The organism is Pseudomonas sp. CBZ-4, from assembly GCF_000346755.1.
GTDB lineage: Bacteria > Pseudomonadota > Gammaproteobacteria > Pseudomonadales > Pseudomonadaceae > Aquipseudomonas.
The window spans coordinates 1-17,384 of sequence record NZ_ANNV01000161.1 but is presented as its reverse complement, the minus strand read 5'-3'; the positions used below and the strand labels follow the sequence as shown (position 1 = coordinate 17,384).

The following is a 17,384-nucleotide window of genomic DNA, read 5'->3' as shown; positions in this document are numbered from 1 at the left end:
GCGATGGACACGCTGACCCGTCACCTGCCGCGCTTGCGCTGGTACCTGCTGCAATGGCAGCAGAGCCTGGGCTTCTGGGGCCTGCTGGCGCTGACCTTGATGGCCACAGCACTGGTGATCGATGCCACGGTGGTGCACCCGGCGCGCATCGCCGACAGCCAGCGACGCCAGGAGCTGGAAGCCGGTATCGCCGAACAACCCCAGGATGTACAAGTCACCGAACCTGCGGTGGTGGAAGAGATGCCCAGCGCCGCCGACTTCGCCCCTCGCCTGGAAAAACTGCTGGATACCCTCGGCCGACGCGGTTTCATCATCGACCGAACCACCCTCGCCTACTCCGTTCCCGGCGATATCGGCCTGCAACGCCTGGACGTGGAGATCCCCCTCAGCGGCCCCTACAGCCTGTTGCGCGAAGCCTTGGCAGATGCGGCGCAAGAACCGGCGGTGCGCATCGAAAGCCTGACCCTGGAGCGCAAGGAAATCGTCAGCGGCTTGCTGAGTATCAACCTCAAAGTCAGCCTACTGGGGGTGGCGCAATGAAACTGCCGCTGTATTTGCGCGTGCTGTTGCTGCTGACCCTGGTCGGCTGCGGCTGGCTGTTCTGGCAGGACACCCCGGAAAACCCCGCCCCCCAGCCCAGCGCGGCCGTGGTCAAACCCGCCGAACCTGCGCCGGCCCCAACGCCCGTGCCCCAACCGGGAGCAGTGATCGACCTGTTCCCAGCCCAGTCCTGGATCCCACCACCGCCGCCGGCCGCCGTGGATAACGCGCCGCCCAAACCACCGCCGCTGCCCTTCACCGTCAGCGCGCAATGGCGTTACGAGCACCAAGGAAAAATCGTCGTACTGCGCGGCAACGGCACCCAGTACACCCTGTGCAACCGCTGCGCGGTGCCCGGGCGCATCGTGCCGGGCACGATGCTCGACGCCCACTACCGGCTGGACAAACTCACCGACACCGCCGTGGTGCTGACCTACCTGCCACTCAAGCATGTCAGCACCCTGCGCCTGGACCACCACTGACCGGGCAAGGATACGATCATGACGAGACGTACGTGGATTCCCCTGAGCCTGGCGCTGCTGCTCCATGGCTGTGAGACCCAGCGGGCGATCAAGCACAGCGACGAGTTACGCCAACAGGGCGATATCGTCAGGTCAGTCGAAGTGCTGCAAGCCGAAGCCAAGCAATCACCTGACGACGTGCAATTGCGCACGGCGCAATTCGGCACGCTGGAACTGCTGGTTGCCCAATACAGCCGCGAGGCCAGCACCGCGCTGGTGCGCGGCGACGACGCGGCGGCCATCCGCGCCCTGGAAACCATCCTCAAATACGACCCCGGCAACCTCGGCGCGCGCCAGGAAATCCAGAGCATCCAGGCCATGAAACAACTGCGTCCGCAACTGGCGCGGGCCTATGAGATGAAACGCGCCAACCCGGTGGAGGCGCTCAACCTGGTGCGCCAGATCATCGCGCAAAAGCCCAACTACCGAGAGGCCCTGGACTTTCGCAACGCCCTGACCCGCGAACTGGTGAGCGCCGATTACCTCAGCGCCGACCTGTCCGACGCCATGCGCAAACCCCTGAGCCTGGAGTTCAGCGCCCAGAGCCTGAGCACGATTTTCGAGACCATCGCGCGCCTGTCGGGGGTCAACTTTGTCATCGACAAGGACGTCAACCCCAGCGCCGCCGCCAGTATGACGGCCAGCCGCACCACGGCCGAAGACGCGTTGAACCTGTTGCTGACCACCCAGGGCCTGGAGAAGAAAATCCTCAACCGCAACACCATCCTGATCTACCCCCGACGCCCCGACAAGGAACGTGAATACCGCGAGTTGGCGGTGCGCACGTTTTACCTCAGCCATGGCGACGCCAAGATCGTCGCCGCCGAGATCAAGCAGGTACTCAAGCCCAGGGAAGTGCTGGTGGACGAGCGATTGAACGCGGTGATTGTGCGCGATGGCCTGGACACCCTCAGCGCCGTGGAAAAAATGGTCGAGGCCATTGATATCGCGCAGTCCGAAGTGACCATTGATATCCAGGTGCTGGAAGTCAGCCTCACCGATGAATTGAACCTGGGCATCAAGTACCCGGAAAGCGTGGGGGTGTCAGTGGGCAACCTGGCCAATGTGCCCGCCGGGCTCGCCGGGATTCCCCTCAGTGCATTGCGCGGCATCAATGGCGACAACATCCTGCTGGACGCCGGCAGCACCTCGGCACGCATCAACATGCTGCAACGCAGCGGCAACACGGTGACCCTGGCCAACCCACGGGTGCGCGTGCGTAACCGGGAAGAAGCGGCGGTGAACATCGGTGACAAGATCCCGGTGGTGACCACCACCACGGCCAACCAGATCACCACCTCGTCGGTGTCCTACCAGGACGTGGGGCTGCAGATCACGGTCAAGCCGATCATCAGCCTGAGCGATGAGGTAAACCTGGAGTTGAATGTGGAGATGAGCCATATCACCAAGCGCATCCCCGGCTCGGAAAACGTGCCCGCCACGTTTGAACTGGGTTCGCGCGCCACCAAGACGCTGCTGACCGCGCGCAACAATGAAACCCAGATCGTCTCGGGGCTGATCCGCACGGCGGACGTTGACGAAGGCTCGGGGTTGCCGTGGTTGAGCCAGATCCCGTGGATCGGCAAGAAGCTGTTTGGCACCAACCGGAGCACCCAACAGAAAACCGAGATCATCTTGCTGCTGACGCCACGGATCGAGCGCAACCTGGATTTGCCGATCTCGCAGATCAGTACCTTTCACAGCGGCACCGAGGCGCGCAGTTCGACGGAGGGCATGATCCTGCGCGATACCACCGAGAAGATGATTCTCAAGCCCACCGGCGGCGATCCGACGCCTGCGCTGCCGCCCCCCATGCAGCAGCCGGATGCCAACTGGGCACCGCTGCCGCCACCGTTGCCGGATTTGGTGCCCAAGCCTGTGCCAGTACCAGCGCCGCAACCCCAGGCACAATGAAGATCAATTGTGGGAGCTCCCACAGGGTTTTGTCGTGTTTTCGGGTTAGCGTACGACGCCCTCTTCCACCAACAGCTTGAGGATCGCCTGGGCGCCTTCTTCCGCGCTCACGCCCTTGAGCACTTGCCCGCCACCGCCACTGGCCTTGGCCGTCGCGGCCTTCATCCGGTCCGCACCGCTCTTGGCCTTGATCACCTTCAAGCGCTTGGGCCTAGGCTTAGCCGGTTGCAGCACGGCGTCGGTGAACAACCCGTCCTCTTCCACCTCGACCTCATGGGCCGCCAACTCACCCCGTTGCGCCGGGCCGTAGGCACTTTGCCGTGGCTTGGGCGCGGCGTTGTCCACCGTGGCCAAGAACGGCAAGCGCACCTTCAACCGTCGCCGCTGCCCGCGCGGCAACGCTTGCAGCACATGCGCCACGCCGCCGTCGATGGACTCCACTTGCGCCAGCCCGACGATCAGCGGCCAGCCCAATTGTTCGGCGAGCAAAAACGGCAACATGCCCGAGCCTTCGCCGGTTTCCGCCTGGCTGCCGGCGAGCACCACGTGGGCACCGGCATCGCGCAGGTACTCGCTGAGCACCGGCAACGCATCGCTGCCCGCCGGTTGTTCCAGCACATGCAATTGCGGCAGGCCCATGCCGAGGTAACTGCGCAGGGTCGGCTCGTTGATATTGCCGGCGTGCAGCACCTGCAACTGATCCCCCGCCATCTGCAAACCCAACTCGACGGCGCGGGCGTCTTGCTCGGCACGGCGCGGGCGCCCGGACGTCGGGTGGGCGCCGATGGACACCAGGCTGATTACATTCGTGGTCATGGCCAACTCCTTAAGCCGCATCGCGCTTGGCACCGTTGCGGTAGGTTTCTACCGCCGCGATCAAGGCGTGCAGGATTGCGGCGCTGTCGCCGATCACCGACAGGTCGGCACGCTTGATCATGTCGCAACTCGGGTCGAGGTTGATCGCCACCACCTTGTCGCAGGCACCGATGCCTTGCAGGTGCTGGATCGCCCCGGAAATACCCACCGCCACGTACACCCTTGCAGTGACCCAGATGCCGCTGGCACCCACCTGGCGGTCGCGGGCCATGAAACCGTCGTCCACAGCCACCCGTGACGCGCCTTCGGTGGCGCCGAGGGCGGCGGCGGTCTGGTGGAACAGCGCCCAGTCCTTCACGCCATTGCCGCCGGAGAAAATGAACTCCGCTTCGGCCATCGGAATGGCCGCCGGGTCCACCGCCACCGCGCCGAGGTCTTCGATACGCGGCAGGCTGCGCGCCAGGCCTGTGGATAACTCCACGGGCAACACTTCGTGACGGGTTTCGCTGACCGGTTCCGCGCACTCGACGGCGGCGAGGATCAGGCGCGGCAGTGGTCGGGCCAAGTCTTCCTGGCCGGCGCCAGCACGGCCGATGCATTCGTCACCCTTGATCTGCCATACGCGCGTCGCCGGGCGTTCCTTGAGGCTGGCGGCAAAGCGCCGACCCAATTCGCCGCCACCGCTGCGGCTGTCCGGCAGCAGCCAGTGGCGTGGGTTGAACTGGTTATCCACAGCGCGCAAACCCTGTACCCGTTGTTCCGGTGCATAACCGTCGAACTCAGGGCCATCGAGCACCAGCAGGCGATCGACACCAGCCGTGGCAAACGCGTTTTCCTTGTGCTCGCCAAACACCACGGCCAGCACTGCGCCGTCGCTGCCGGCGAGTTGGCGGGCGAGGCCGAGCAAGTCGCGGTCGTGGCTGCTCAGGCGGCCACCGACCATGTCCGGCACCACGTTGATATAGAACGCCGGCGCGGCAACCTGATGCAGCGGCAACTGCACTTCCACCGCCGCCGTGCGCTTGGCCGCGCCGCCCTGCTGGGCGCCGCTGCGGTCGATGCGCTTGATCCCGTTGGGGCCGATAAAACCGACGCCATGTACGTTCTTGCGGATGACGCCGTTAGGCCCCATCCAGCTGTGTTGCACCGGTTGCATGGCCGCATGCAGCGGGTGCAGGCGGTTGCGGGCGATCCACTCAGCGCGTGGGTCGCGGCGGATAATGTCGCTCATCAATGCACCTCCGCAGGTTCACGCTTTAGGGGGGCTTTGGCGGGCGCAGCGTCTTCTAGCAACGCATCGGCCACCAGTTCCGCGATGTCCTTGATCAATGGACGCGGTTCGACCACGCCCTCAAGCATCGCCGTGCACTGCGGGCAACCCACCGCTACCACTTCGGCACCGGTTTCGCGGATATCTTCCATGCGCATATCGGGAATGCGTTGCTTGCCAGGAATGTCGGTAATCGGCGCCCCGCCACCGCCGCCGCAGCAGCGTGAACGGAAGCCCGAGCGTTGCATCTCCTTGACCTCGATCCCCAGCGCACGCAGCACCTGGCGCGGCGCCTCGTATTCGCCGTTGTAGCGGCCCAGGTAGCACGGGTCGTGATAGGTCACGCTGTTGCCCTTGTGCTGCCCCAGGTTCAGCGCGCCCTCGCCGATCAGCTCGGCCATGAAGGTGCTGTGGTGGTGCACAACGTAGTTGCCGTTGAAGGCGCCGTACTCGTTTTTCAGCACATGGAAACTGTGGGGGTCGCAGGTGACGATGCGCTTGAAACTGTACTTGGCCAGGGTCTGGATATTGCGCGACGCCAGCAACTGGAAGGTGGCTTCGTCGCCCAGGCGGCGGGCCACGTCGCCGCTGTCGCGTTCTTCCAGGCCGAGCACGGCGAAGTCGACATTCGCCGCCTTGAGCACTTTGACGAAGGCGCGCAGGGTGCGTTGGTTGCGCATGTCGAAGGCACCGTCGCCGACCCAGAACAGCACGTCGGCGCTGCCCTTTTCGCTGAGCAACGGCAGGTTCAAATCCGCTGCCCAGTTCAAGCGACCGCCCGGAGCAAAACCGCCCGGGTTGTCGGTGGCGATAAGGTTTTCGAGGACTTCGGCGCCTTTGTTCGGCGTGGCGCCTTTTTCCAGGGTGAGATGGCGGCGCATGTCGACGATGGCGTCCACGTGCTCGATCATCATCGGGCACTCTTCCACGCAGGCGCGGCAGGTGGTGCAGGACCACAGGGTCTCGGCGTCCACCAGACCGTTGACGATCGGCTGATGCGGGTTGCCGCTGTGTTCGCCGATGGCTTTGCCCGGATACGGGCTGCCGGCGAACTTGGCATCGGTGCCGCCGGCCAGGCCGACGACCATGTCCTGGATCAGCTTTTTCGGGTTCAGCGGCTGGCCGGCAGCAAAGGCCGGGCACGCGGCTTCGCACTTGCCGCACTGCACGCAGGCGTCGAAACCGAGCAGTTGGTTCCAGGTGAAATCCTTGGGTTTTTCCACGCCCAGGGGCGCGGTCTTGTCGCTCAGGTCCAGCGGTTTCAAACCGGTGGAGCGGCCACCGCCAAAGCGCTCGGCGCGACGGTGCCAGGCCAGGTGCAGGGCACCGGCGAAGGCGTGTTTCATCGGGCCGCCCCAGGTCATGCCGAAGAACATCTCGCTGACGCCCCACAGCACACCCACGCCGAGCAGCGCCGCGAGCAGCCAGCCGCCGAAGTCCACCGGCAGGATCCCGGCCACCGGCAAGGTCACCAGGAAGAAGCTCACCGAGAACGCCATCAGGCTTTTCGGCAGGCGCATCCACGGGCCTTTCGACAGGCGCGCCGGCGGGTTGCGCCGACGCAGGTAGACAAACGTGGCACCAACAAACATCAGCACCGAAGCCAGCAGCAAGGCGTAGCCGAGGAGGCGGTTGTGCAGGCCGAAGCCGTGCACCAGGATGGCCAGCAATGCCGACAGCACAAAGCCCAGCGCCGTGGCGACGTGGGTGTTGGCGATGTATTTGTCGCGGGCGACCACATGGTGCAGGTCGACCATGTAGCGCTTGGGCATGGCCAGCAGGCCGCCCAGCAGGTCGACTTTGGAGGCACGGCCACGGCGCCACATGTTTACCCGGCGCAGGGCGCCGAGGACGGCAAGGCCCAGGGCGGCAAACAATAAAATGGGAAGCAGGGTGTTCAACATGGTGAAGCTCCCAAAGACCACACAGGTCTTGCATGGGAACCGGATCAATGTGGGAGCTGGCTTGCCTGCGATGGCATCGACTCGGTGTCACTCAAGACCGAGTTGCCTGCATCGCGGGCAAGCCCGGCTCCCACATTGACCGGTTTCCACAGTGGTTCGGTGGTTGCCTAGAAATCCTTGCACAAGCGCAGGGCGTCATAGATCGCAGCGTGGGTGTTGCGCTGCGCCACGCAGTCGCCGATGCGGAACAGCAAGTAGCCGTCACCCGCTTCGCTCAGGCACGGCTGCGGCTTGATCGCGAACAGCGCCTCGACGTCCATCTGGCCCTTGTTGCGCGAGCCTTCCTTGAGGGCGTAGTAGATCGCTTCGTCCGGGCGCACGCCGTTTTCCACGACCACCTGGTCCACCACCCGTTCCTCTTTGGCGCCGGTGTATTCGTTCTCCAGCACCGCCACCAGCTTGTCGCCTTCGCGGTAGACCTTTTCCAGCATCATGTCGCCGGTCATGATCACTTCCTTGGGGTACATGCTGCGGTAGTAGGTCGGGAACGACGTACCGCCGATGGCCACGCCGGGCTTGATGTCGTCGGTGACGATCTCCACCTGGCTGCCTTTGTCCGCAAGGAAATCCGCCACCGACATGCCGGTGAATTCGCAGATGGTGTCGTACACCAGCACGTTTTTACCCGGCGCGACTTTGCCGTCGAGCACGTCCCAGCTGCTGACGATCAGGCCTTCAGCCGCGCCCCAGTGTTCGTTCTGCTCGATGAACGGATGCCCGCCCACGGCTAGCACCACGACGTCCGGGCGCAGGTCCAAGATAGTCGCCGCATCGGCGGCCACGCCCAGGCACAGGTCGACATTCAAGCGCGCCAGCTCCAACTGGAACCAGCGGGTGATCCCGGCAATCTGGTCGCGCTGCGGCGCCTTGGACGCGGTGGTGATTTGCCCACCGATAAATTCTTTCTTCTCGAACAGCGTCACGTCATGGCCACGCTCGGCGGCGACGCGTGCAGCTTCCATCCCGGCCGGGCCGGCACCGACCACCACGACCTTGCGCTTGACCCCGGTGGTTTTCTCGATGATGTGCGGCACGCCCATGTACTCACGGGACGTCGCGGCGTTCTGGATGCACAGCACATCCAGGCCTTGATACTGGCGGTCGATGCAGTAGTTGGCGCCGACGCACTGCTTGATCTGGTCGATCTGGCCCATCTTGATCTTGGCGATCAGGTGCGGGTCGGCCATGTGTGCACGGGTCATGCCGACCATGTCCACGTAGCCGCCTTCCAGAATACGGGTGGCCTGGTTCGGGTCCTTGATGTTCTGCGCGTGCAGCACCGGCGCCTTGACCACTTCCTTGATCCCGGCGGCCAAGTGCAGGAATGGCTCCGGTGGATAACTCATGTTGGGGATAACGTTGGCCAGGGTGTTGTGGGTGTCGCAACCCGAGCCCACGACGCCAATGAAATCGAGCATGCCGGTGTCGTCGTAATACTTGGCGATCTGTTTCATGTCCTCGTGGGACAAGCCGTCCGGGTGGAACTCGTCACCGCACAGGCGGATGCCCACGCAGAAATCCGGGCCGACTTCCTTGCGCACGGCTTTCAATACTTCCAGGCCGAAACGCATGCGGTTTTCGAAGCTGCCGCCCCATTCGTCGGTACGCTTGTTGACCCGTGGGCTCCAGAACTGGTCGATCATGTGCTGGTGCACCGCCGACAGTTCAACGCCGTCGAGGCCACCGGCTTTCGCGCGGCCAGCGGCGGCGGCGTAGTTGCCGATCACCCGCCAGATTTCTTCCGGCTCGATGGTCTTGCAGGTGGCACGGTGCACCGGCTCACGCACGCCGGACGGCGACATCAGGGTCGGCCAGTTGAAGCCGTCCCACCGCGAGCGCCGGCCCATGTGGGTAATCTGGATCATGATCTTGGCGCCATGCTTGTGCATGGCGTCGGCCAGGTTCTGGAAGTGCGGGATGATGCGGTCGGTGGACAGGTTGACCGAACTCCACCATTCCTGCGGGCTGTCGATGGCCACGACGGACGAACCGCCACAGATCGCCAGGCCGATGCCGCCCTTGGCTTTCTCTTCGTAATAACGGATGTAGCGCTCGGTGGTCATGCCGCCGTCGGTGGCATACACCTCGGCGTGGGCGGTACTGAGCACGCGGTTGCGGATGGTCAGTTTGCCGATCTGGATCGGCGCAAACATTGCTTCGAAAGCCATGGCACGGTCCTCGGCTTACAACGGCTTGACGGTGAACAGGCCGTCATCGTGGCCCTCTTCGGAGCCTCCGTAGACTTGCTCTGCGACGGTGCGGATATTGCTGCCGCGCGCCTGGAGAATCTGGTCCATGGCACCGGCAAACCAGCCGGTGAACATGTAGTCCACCTTGCGCCCGACCTTGCCGTACACGTAGACGAATGCCGAGTGTTCCAGCTTGACGCTGCAGGTGCCCTTGTCGAGGTCGATGTCCTGGATCTTGAACAGGCCCCAGCCGCGTTGCGACAGGCGCTTCATGTAGTGCTCGAACACCGCGACGCCTTCCAGGCCGTGGCATTCGGCTTCTTTCTCGCACCAGTGCCAGGCGGATTTGTAGCCGGCCTTGTAGAGGATCTCGGCGTAGGCGTCGGCGCCCAGGACTTCTTCGATACCGATGTGGTTATTGACGAAAAAGTGGCGCGGTACGTACAGCATGGGCAGGGCGTCGGAGGTCCAGACACCGGTCTCGCTGTCGACTTCGATAGGTAATTGCGGGGCGATCTTGGCCATGGAAACTTAACTCCAGAAAATTTGTTGTAGGTGTGTTGCGCAGTGATGCGCTGGCTTATTCGCCCCAGACGTCCTTGAGGACGTTGACCCAGTTCTCGCCCATGATCTTGCGCACCACGCGTTCGCTGTGGCCGCGCTTGAGCAGGGTTTCGGTGAGGTTGGGGAACTCGCCCACGGTGCGGATGCCCAGTGGGTTGATGATCTTGCCGAAGCTGGTCAGGCGGCGGGCGTAGCCCTTGTCATGGGTCAGCATTTCAAAGAAATCCTGGCCATGGCCCTGAGTGAAGTCGGTGCCGATGCCGATGGCGTCTTCGCCGACGATGTTCATGGTGTATTCGATGGCTTCGGCGTAGTCGTCGATGGTCGAATCGATGCCCTTGGCCAGGAACGGCGCGAACATGGTCACGCCAACAAAACCGCCGTGGTCCGCAATAAACTTAAGCTCTTCATCGGACTTGTTGCGCGGGTGCTCCTTGAGCCCGGACGGCAGGCAGTGGGAGTAGCACACCGGTTTTTTCGATTCGAGGATGACTTCTTCGGAAGTCTTGGAGCCGACGTGGGACAGGTCGCACATGATGCCGACGCGGTTCATTTCGCCGACGATCTCACGGCCAAAACCCGACAGGCCGCCATCGCGCTCGTAGCAACCGGTGCCCACCAGGTTCTGGGTGTTGTAGCACATCTGCACCACGCCCACGCCGAGCTGCTTGAAGATCTCGACGTAGCCGAGTTGGTCTTCGAAGGCATGGGCGTTCTGGAAGCCGAAGATGATGCCGGTCTTGCCCAGTTCCTTGGCGCGGCGGATGTCGGCGGTGGTTTTCACCGGGATCACCAGGTCGCTGTTCTCACGGATCAGGGTCTGGCTGGCCACGATGTTATTGATGGTGGCCTGGAACCCTTCCCACACCGACACGGTGCAGTTGGCGGCGGTGAGGCCACCTTTGCGCATGTCCTCGAACAGGTCGCGGTTCCACTTGGCAATAATCAGCCCGTCGATAACGATGCTGTCGGCGTGCAATTCGGCTGGGCTCATCAGGCGTCCCCTTATTGGCGATTCATGCGCCGAATCGTCTGCCGGCGCTTTGGGGCCAGCATATGCCCAGGGGCAACCCGAGCCGGGTGCAAAAACGACAGGGGAATTGCCGAAAGCGTCAATCCACGACAAAGGCTGCTATGACAGCTCTGACTGGCGGCTGTTCTTTGTCCTACTCTTGGGCCAGAATTCCCGCATCACCTGATATGAGACGGCGCAATGAAATCGATTTTCCTGGCTTTGGCACTCATCGCAACCACCGCCCACGCGGCCGAAGACACCGACAGCACGCCCTGCGATGGCATCGAAAACGACAAGCAAACCCTGGAATGCGCCACCTACAACAAAACCACCGCCGAACAACTGCTCAAGGATAACTACCAGGGCCTGCTGGAACGCATGGCTGCGACCTACGGCAGCGACAAGACCAAGCTGGCGGACATTACCGCTCGTCTGAAGGATGCCCAGCAGAAGTGGGAAAAACTGCGGGATGCCGATTGTGCCGTGGACACCTTCCCGGCGGTGAACGGTACCAAGGCGTATGCGATTGCGGTGAATGACTGTTTGGCGCGCATGAGTGATGAGCGGTCGGAGTTTCTGGAGTCGATTGGGCAGGAATAAGCGACAATCCCCGGCACTTTCTTTCTGAACCAAGGCCACTCATGACTATCTGCGGCATCGAAATCAAAGGCAGCGAAGCCATCATCGCCGTCGCCTCCCTGGACAACCAGGCGCTGACCCATGTCGCCCTGGCCACCAAGAAAATCGCCCTCGAAGACGATGATGAAGCGGCCAACGTCAAAGCCTTCGCCGCCCAGGTGAAGGCGTTTGTGCAGGCCAACGGCATCGAGCGGATTGCGATCAAGAAGCGCAGCAAGAAAGGTGAGTTTGCCGGTGGGCCGACTACGTTCAAGATCGAGGGTGTATTTCAATTGCTGGACGGTGTGGAGGTGACGTTGTTGTCGCCGCAGACCATCAATGCGCAGAACAAGAAGCACAGCTTTGAGCTGCCGGCGAGCCTGAACAAATACCAGCATGAGGCCTACAAAGCCGCCTGCTCGGCGCTGCTGAAGAAATAAGCCACACCGAGTATCCCTGTGGGAGCTGGCTTGCCTGCGATAGCAATGTATCAAATGGCATTTGTGGTGCTGACCCACCGCCATCGCAGGCAAGCCAGCTCCCACATTTGTCCTGCGTTGTCTTTTAGAGGGATGTCTGGCGCTTGTGCAGCAGCCACTCGCCGAACGACTTGTCTTCCAGGGCATAGCCTCCCCGGCTCGACTTCCACACCAACTCCTTGTCACGCAGTGCATCGATACAGGCCTGAATAGTCTGAGTGCCCGGCACCACGTCACTGCCCATGCCTTCCAGCGCCTTGCTCACCGCCGTGACAGTACTGTCGGTAAACGGTGCGAAGGGTTCGTTGCTCTGTGAACGCTCCACCATCACTTCCAGCACCGCACGCTGAGGGATGGTCAGGGCATTCCAGGCACTTTCGAATTCGGTCCACACGCCAGCACGCAGCGACTCGGCACGACTGTGCAGTAATTGACCCAGGTTACTCGCCTCACCCAACTCAAGCGCCACTTCACCCAGGATGGTGCGCAACATCTCCGGGCGACGGCCCACCCGCTCAAAGACTTCATCAATGTCAGCAGCGTTGAACTGGTTGGTCTCGGCCAAAAGGGCGTTGATATGCAGGGTATACGCTTGGGTAAACTCCCTGCCCAGCAGCGGAAAAGGTGTGATGCTGGAGCCGAAGAACGGCTGGCTTTTGCCTAAGACCAAATGGGCCAGCTTGTCGCGATTGGAGCCGGTGAACACCAGATACAAGCCGTTGCCTTCCTCGTCGCGGCCTTGGTTGAGCTGGTCCCGGGCAGCCTTCAGCGCAAACATCGCGTTGATACCAGACTCGCTGGTAAGTGCGTGCTGCGCTTCATCTATCACCAGCACGACGGTTTTTTCGGCCGCGCTGTGGAGCAGTTCCAACGCCTGGGTCAGCGTTGCGCCGACCGGTAATTGTGGTTTGGTAAAGTCCCAGGACAGGGTACGCAGAAAGCTTAGCTTCTCGATTCCCATGTTCTTCGCCAGCTTGCGAATGCCCTTTTCATAGGGAACCAGCGCTGCGGCAATCGCGCTGGCAATCAGCTCTGCGGGGTCTTTTTCTTTGTCCGCCCACAGGTCGACGTACACGGTCAGCCAGCCCCTGAGCTGGCACTCCGGGATCAAGTCCTCCCGCAAAAAGGTGCTTTTGCCGGTACGACGTGGCGCCGCGAGAAACAGGCCAGACGTGAAATCCTGAATGCCAGCCCCCACCAAGCCGTCGGCAATGCTGCTGGCCAGGGTGGGACGGCGGAACACGAAGCCGTTGTTCTTGGACATGCTTTTATACCCAATTATTGGAAGGACTATAAATTATAGTCGCGAGTATAATTGACTATAATTGCTCGTCAAACCACCTCCCGTCGCCGATCCTCCCGCGGACACTTCGCAAACCGCGCCCGGTAACTGCGGGTGAAATACGACGGCGATTCAAACCCGCACGCAATACTCACCTCCAGCACACTCATGTCGCTCTGGCGCAACAGCTGCCGGGCTTTTTCCAGGCGCAGGCCGAGGTAGAAGTTGCTCGGCGTGTCGTTCAGGTGCAGGCGAAACAGGCGCTCCAACTGGCGCCGCGTGACCTTGATCGCGTCGGCCAACGCCAGGGTAGTCAGCGGCGGTTCGCTGTGCTGTTCCATCTCGCCGATCACCTGCACCAGTTTCTTGTTGTTGATGCCGTAGCGCGTGGCGATCTGCATGCGCTGGTGGTCTTTGCGCGGGCGGATGCGCCCGAGCACAAACTGTTCAGACACCTGGATCGCCAGCTCCGGACCGTGGGCCTGGGCGATCAGGTCGAGCAGCAGGTCGATGGACGCGGTGCCGCCGGCGCAGGTGATGCGGCGGCGGTCGATCTCGAACAGTTCCTGGGTCACGCTGAGGTGCGGATAGGATTCCTTGAAGGCGTCGATGGCTTCCCAGTGCAGGGTCAGGCGGTAGCCGTCGAGCAGGCCCGCTTCGGCGAGGACGCAGGCGCCGGTGTCGATGGCGCCAAGGGTTACGCCGTCGTGGTCGAGGCGGCGCAGCCAGTGCTCCAGCGCCGGCGTGGCGAACTTCAACGGTTCAAAGCCGGCGACCACCAGCAAGGTCGCGCCCTTTTTCAGCGGTTCCAGCGCCGCATCGGCGTTGACCGACATGCCATTGCTCGCCAATACCGCGCCGCCATCGGCGCTCAGCACGTGCCAGCGGTACAGCTCGCCGCGAAAGCGATTGGCCACCCGCAGCGGCTCAAGGGCGGAGATAAAACCGATGGCCGAGAAGCCCGGCATCAGCAGAAAGTAGAAATCCTGGGACATGGTGGCGCTCTCGTCGGGCGGGCAGCGTGGCCCTGTGATACTCCCGTTCTCTGCTGGATTCAAGAGGACAGGTCGCTGCAGTGCAAGAGTCAGTCGCCGCCGTGCGTTTTGCCGCGCCGCAAGCTGCGTAACGTGGCGTCACGGTGCACAAAGACACCGGCCCCCACAATAACGACCTGCCGAGGGACCCACCATGAACCGACTGTTACTCGCACTCAGCGCCAGCGCCATTTTCAGTACCAACGTCATGGCGGCCGACGCGGCTTCGTGCCAGAACGTGCGCATGGGCGTGGTGAACTGGACGGACGTGATCGCCACCAGCGCCATGACCCAAGTGTTGCTCGACGGCCTCGGCTACAAGACCAAACAGACCAGCGCCTCCCAGCAAATCATCTTCGCCGGTATCCGCGACCAGCGCCTGGACCTGTTCCTCGGCTACTGGAACCCGCTGATGACCCAGACCATCACGCCGTTCGTCGACGCCAAGCAGGTCAAGGTCCTGGACAAACCGAGCCTGGAAGACGCCCGCGCCACCCTCGCCGTGCCGACGTACCTGGCAGACAAGGGCCTGAAAACCTTCGCTGACATCGCCAAGTTCGACAAAGAACTGGGCGGCAAGATCTACGGCATCGAGCCCGGCTCGGGCGCCAACACCCAGATCAAGGCGATGATCGCCAAGAACCAGTTCGGCCTGGGCAAATTCCAACTGGTGGAGTCCAGCGAGGCCGGCATGCTCGCCGCCGTGGACCGCGCGGTGCGGCGCAAGGAAGCCGTGGTGTTCTTCGGCTGGGCGCCGCACCCGATGAACGTCAACGTCGCCATGACCTACCTCAGCGGCAGCGACGACGCCCTGGGCCCGAACGAAGGCATGGCCACCGTGTGGAGCGTGACGTCGCCGACCTACGCCGAACAGTGCCCCAACGTGCACAAGCTGCTGACCAACCTGACCTTCACCGCCGCCGACGAGAGCCGGATGATGCAGCCGTTGCTGGACCACAAGGACGCCATCGAGTCCGCCAGGCAGTGGCTCAAGGACCACCCGCAAGACCAGCAGCGCTGGCTTGAAGGCGTGACCACTTTCGACGGCAAGCCGGCTGCGGCCAACCTGCAACTGACCAGCAAGTAACTCACCTTCAATCACCGCTTCGCAGCCAGATCCGGCTGCGAACGGCACCACCACGCCTGTAAGGAACCGCCCCATGAACCACGACGTCATCATCACCTGCGCACTCACCGGTGCTGGCGACACGACCAGCCGCAGCCCCCACGTGCCGGTCACTCCCAAGCAAATCGCCGCTGCGGCGGTGGAAGCCGCCAAGGCCGGCGCCACGGTTGTGCATTGCCACGTGCGCGACCCCGAGACCGGCAAGTTCAGCCGCGACGTCGCCCTGTACCGCGAAGTGATGGAGCGCATCCGCGAGGCCGACATCGACATCATCGTCAACCTCACGGCGGGCATGGGCGGCGACCTGGAGATCGGTGCCGGTGAAAACCCGATGGAGTTCGGCCCCAACACCGACCTGGTCGGCCCGCTGACGCGCCTGGCCCACGTCGAAGAACTGCTGCCGGAAATCTGCACCCTGGACTGCGGCACCCTCAACTTCGGTGATGGCGACACCATCTACGTGTCCACCCCGGCCCAACTGCGGGCGGGCGCCAAACGCATCCAGGAGCTGGGCGTGAAGGCCGAGCTGGAAATCTTCGACACCGGCCACCTGTGGTTTGCCAAGCAGCTGATCAAGGAAGGCCTGCTCGACAACCCGCTGTTCCAACTGTGCCTGGGCATCCCGTGGGGCGCGCCGGCCGACACCACCACCATGAAAGCCATGGTCGACAACCTGCCCGCCGACGCCGTGTGGGCCGGCTTTGGCATCGGCCGCATGCAAATGCCGATGGCCGCGCAAGCGGTGCTGCTGGGCGGCAACGTGCGGGTCGGTTTGGAGGACAACCTGTGGTTGGACAAGGGTGTGCTGGCGACCAATGGGCAACTGGTGGAACGCGCCAGTGAAATCCTCAGCCGCTTGGGTGCGCGAGTGCTGACCCCAGCCGAAGGCCGCATCAAGATGGGCCTGACCCAACGCCGCTAACCCCCCAAACACCACAAAACCCTGTGGGAGTGGGCTTGCCCGCGATGGCGGCATCAACTGACACACCGCTATCGCGGGCAAGCCCGCTCCCACAAGGGACCACCGAACTCTTTAGGAACATCCTCATGAGCTTTATCACCGAAATCAAAACCTTCGCCGCCCTCGGCAGCGGTGTCATCGGCAGCGGCTGGGTCTCCCGCGCCCTCGCCCATGGCCTGGATGTCGTCGCCTGGGACCCCGCGCCCGGCGCCGAGACCGCGCTGCGCAAACGTGTCGCCAACGCCTGGGGCGCCCTGGAAAAACAAGGGCTGGCCCCCGGTGCATCGCAAGACCGCTTGCGCTTCGTCGCCACCATCGAGGAGTGCGTGAAAGACGCCGACTTCATCCAGGAAAGCGCCCCGGAACGCCTGGAGTTGAAGCTTGATTTGCACAGCAAGATCAGCGCGGCGGCCAAGCCAAATGCTCTGATCGGCTCCAGCACCTCCGGCCTGTTGCCGAGTGAATTCTACGAGGGCTCGATCCATCCGGAACGCTGCGTGGTCGGTCACCCGTTCAACCCGGTCTACCTGCTGCCGCTAGTGGAAGTGGTGGGCGGTAAAAACACTGCGCCAGAAGCCGTTCAGGCGGCGATCAAGGTGTACGAATCCCTCGGCATGCGCCCGCTGCACGTGCGCAAGGAAGTCCCGGGTTTTATCGCCGACCGTTTGCTCGAAGCGCTCTGGCGCGAGGCGCTGCACCTGGTGAACGACGGCGTGGCGACCACCGGCGAAATCGACGACGCGATCCGCTTTGGCGCCGGGCTGCGCTGGTCGTTCATGGGTACATTCCTGACCTACACGCTCGCCGGTGGCGATGCCGGCATGCGCCACTTCATGGCACAGTTTGGCCCGGCGTTGCAGTTGCCGTGGACGTATTTGCCAGCGCCGGAATTGACCGACAAGTTGATTGACGATGTGGTCGACGGCACCAGCGATCAGCTAGGCAAACACAGCATTTCCGCGCTGGAGCGCTATCGTGATGATTGCCTGCTGGCGGTGCTGGAAGCGGTGAAAACCACCAAGGCCAAACACGGCATGAGCTTCGCCGAATGACTAATGTGGGAGCTGGCTTGCCTGCGATAGCGGTGCAAG

Annotated in this window: 16 protein-coding genes; 8 read left to right on the top strand and 8 right to left on the bottom strand. The window is 62.9% G+C overall.

The genetic code is table 11. The features are described from left to right. Window positions 1–3: 3 nt before the first annotated feature. From B348_RS0123240 to B348_RS0123230, 3 genes are read left to right on the top strand one after another with little or no spacing between them, the layout of a single operon-like run. Entirely contained in the window at window positions 4–540 is a 537-nt protein-coding gene (locus tag B348_RS0123240; protein WP_017738428.1) for a hypothetical protein, read from the top strand. Further along, window positions 537–1,022, top strand: coding sequence for a hypothetical protein (locus tag B348_RS0123235; protein ID WP_017738427.1), 486 nt, complete (start codon window positions 537–539; stop codon window positions 1,020–1,022). Before B348_RS0123240 ends, B348_RS0123235 begins: the two co-directional genes overlap by 4 nt. Window positions 1,023–1,040: 18 nt before the next feature. Next, complete coding sequence (locus tag B348_RS0123230) at window positions 1,041–2,975, top strand: secretin N-terminal domain-containing protein (RefSeq protein ID WP_017738426.1); 1,935 nt, start codon at window positions 1,041–1,043, stop codon at window positions 2,973–2,975. 45 nt (window positions 2,976–3,020) lie between these two features. Here the strand turns inward: B348_RS0123230 and B348_RS0123225 are convergent, their stop codons facing one another. From B348_RS0123225 to B348_RS0123200, 6 genes are all read right to left on the bottom strand, one after another. Continuing rightward, window positions 3,021–3,791, bottom strand: coding sequence for an electron transfer flavoprotein subunit beta (locus B348_RS0123225; RefSeq protein WP_017738425.1), 771 nt, complete (start codon window positions 3,789–3,791; stop codon window positions 3,021–3,023). Between the two features lie 10 nt (window positions 3,792–3,801). Continuing rightward, window positions 3,802–5,022 carry an electron transfer flavoprotein subunit alpha/FixB family protein gene (locus tag B348_RS0123220; RefSeq protein ID WP_017738424.1) on the bottom strand — a complete coding sequence of 407 codons (1,221 nt, stop codon included), beginning with the start codon at window positions 5,020–5,022 and terminating at the stop codon, window positions 3,802–3,804. Continuing rightward, window positions 5,022–6,965 carry a dimethylglycine demethylation protein DgcB gene (gene dgcB, locus B348_RS0123215; RefSeq protein WP_017738423.1) on the bottom strand — a complete coding sequence of 648 codons (1,944 nt, stop codon included), beginning with the start codon at window positions 6,963–6,965 and terminating at the stop codon, window positions 5,022–5,024. Before dgcB ends, B348_RS0123220 begins: the two co-directional genes overlap by 1 nt. Window positions 6,966–7,132: 167 nt before the next feature. Continuing rightward, complete coding sequence (gene dgcA, locus B348_RS0123210; RefSeq protein WP_017738422.1) at window positions 7,133–9,193, bottom strand: dimethylglycine demethylation protein DgcA; 2,061 nt, start codon at window positions 9,191–9,193, stop codon at window positions 7,133–7,135. Window positions 9,194–9,208: 15 nt separating this feature from the next. Further along, window positions 9,209–9,739, bottom strand: coding sequence for a DUF5943 domain-containing protein (locus B348_RS0123205; RefSeq protein WP_017738421.1), 531 nt, complete (start codon window positions 9,737–9,739; stop codon window positions 9,209–9,211). A gap of 55 nt (window positions 9,740–9,794) precedes the next feature. After that, window positions 9,795–10,772, bottom strand: coding sequence for a dipeptidase (locus tag B348_RS0123200; RefSeq protein WP_003176573.1), 978 nt, complete (start codon window positions 10,770–10,772; stop codon window positions 9,795–9,797). A gap of 219 nt (window positions 10,773–10,991) precedes the next feature. Here B348_RS0123200 and B348_RS0123195 point away from each other — a divergent pair, with 219 nt between their 5' ends. After that, on the top strand, window positions 10,992–11,393 hold the full coding sequence (locus tag B348_RS0123195) for a lysozyme inhibitor LprI family protein (RefSeq protein WP_017738420.1): 402 nt from the start codon (window positions 10,992–10,994) through the stop codon (window positions 11,391–11,393). 41 nt (window positions 11,394–11,434) lie between these two features. Then, complete coding sequence (locus B348_RS0123190) at window positions 11,435–11,851, top strand: DUF3010 family protein (protein ID WP_017738419.1); 417 nt, start codon at window positions 11,435–11,437, stop codon at window positions 11,849–11,851. A gap of 124 nt (window positions 11,852–11,975) precedes the next feature. Here the strand turns inward: B348_RS0123190 and B348_RS0123185 are convergent, their stop codons facing one another. Beyond that, window positions 11,976–13,154: an AAA family ATPase gene (locus B348_RS0123185; protein ID WP_017738418.1), complete on the bottom strand. Its 1,179-nt coding sequence runs from the start codon at window positions 13,152–13,154 to the stop codon at window positions 11,976–11,978. A gap of 68 nt (window positions 13,155–13,222) precedes the next feature. Then, window positions 13,223–14,167, bottom strand: a complete 945-nt coding sequence (locus B348_RS0123180; protein WP_017738417.1) for a GlxA family transcriptional regulator — start codon at window positions 14,165–14,167, stop codon at window positions 13,223–13,225. A 193-nt stretch (window positions 14,168–14,360) separates the two neighbouring features. Here B348_RS0123180 and B348_RS0123175 point away from each other — a divergent pair, with 193 nt between their 5' ends. From B348_RS0123175 to B348_RS0123165, 3 genes are all read left to right on the top strand, one after another. After that, entirely contained in the window at window positions 14,361–15,293 is a 933-nt protein-coding gene (locus B348_RS0123175; RefSeq protein WP_017738416.1) for a choline ABC transporter substrate-binding protein, read from the top strand. Between the two features lie 73 nt (window positions 15,294–15,366). Beyond that, entirely contained in the window at window positions 15,367–16,254 is an 888-nt protein-coding gene (locus tag B348_RS0123170; protein ID WP_017738415.1) for a 3-keto-5-aminohexanoate cleavage protein, read from the top strand. 125 nt (window positions 16,255–16,379) lie between these two features. Continuing rightward, complete coding sequence (locus B348_RS0123165) at window positions 16,380–17,345, top strand: L-carnitine dehydrogenase (RefSeq protein WP_017738414.1); 966 nt, start codon at window positions 16,380–16,382, stop codon at window positions 17,343–17,345. The last annotated feature ends 39 nt before the right edge of the window (window positions 17,346–17,384 follow it).

Coding starts and splice junctions, on each gene's coding strand:
- B348_RS0123240 (WP_017738428.1), top strand. CDS start 4: ATGGACACGCTGACCCGTCACCTGCCGCGCTTGCGCTGGTACCTGCTG.
- B348_RS0123190 (WP_017738419.1), top strand. CDS start 11,435: ATGACTATCTGCGGCATCGAAATCAAAGGCAGCGAAGCCATCATCGCC.
- B348_RS0123165 (WP_017738414.1), top strand. CDS start 16,380: ATGAGCTTTATCACCGAAATCAAAACCTTCGCCGCCCTCGGCAGCGGT.
- B348_RS0123220 (WP_017738424.1), bottom strand. CDS start 5,022: ATGAGCGACATTATCCGCCGCGACCCACGCGCTGAGTGGATCGCCCGC.
- B348_RS0123235 (WP_017738427.1), top strand. CDS start 537: ATGAAACTGCCGCTGTATTTGCGCGTGCTGTTGCTGCTGACCCTGGTC.
- B348_RS0123185 (WP_017738418.1), bottom strand. CDS start 13,154: ATGTCCAAGAACAACGGCTTCGTGTTCCGCCGTCCCACCCTGGCCAGC.
- B348_RS0123230 (WP_017738426.1), top strand. CDS start 1,041: ATGACGAGACGTACGTGGATTCCCCTGAGCCTGGCGCTGCTGCTCCAT.
- B348_RS0123225 (WP_017738425.1), bottom strand. CDS start 3,791: ATGACCACGAATGTAATCAGCCTGGTGTCCATCGGCGCCCACCCGACG.
- B348_RS0123175 (WP_017738416.1), top strand. CDS start 14,361: ATGAACCGACTGTTACTCGCACTCAGCGCCAGCGCCATTTTCAGTACC.
- B348_RS0123195 (WP_017738420.1), top strand. CDS start 10,992: ATGAAATCGATTTTCCTGGCTTTGGCACTCATCGCAACCACCGCCCAC.
- B348_RS0123180 (WP_017738417.1), bottom strand. CDS start 14,167: ATGTCCCAGGATTTCTACTTTCTGCTGATGCCGGGCTTCTCGGCCATC.
- dgcB (WP_017738423.1), bottom strand. CDS start 6,965: ATGTTGAACACCCTGCTTCCCATTTTATTGTTTGCCGCCCTGGGCCTT.
- B348_RS0123200 (WP_003176573.1), bottom strand. CDS start 10,772: ATGAGCCCAGCCGAATTGCACGCCGACAGCATCGTTATCGACGGGCTG.
- B348_RS0123170 (WP_017738415.1), top strand. CDS start 15,367: ATGAACCACGACGTCATCATCACCTGCGCACTCACCGGTGCTGGCGAC.
- dgcA (WP_017738422.1), bottom strand. CDS start 9,193: ATGGCTTTCGAAGCAATGTTTGCGCCGATCCAGATCGGCAAACTGACC.
- B348_RS0123205 (WP_017738421.1), bottom strand. CDS start 9,739: ATGGCCAAGATCGCCCCGCAATTACCTATCGAAGTCGACAGCGAGACC.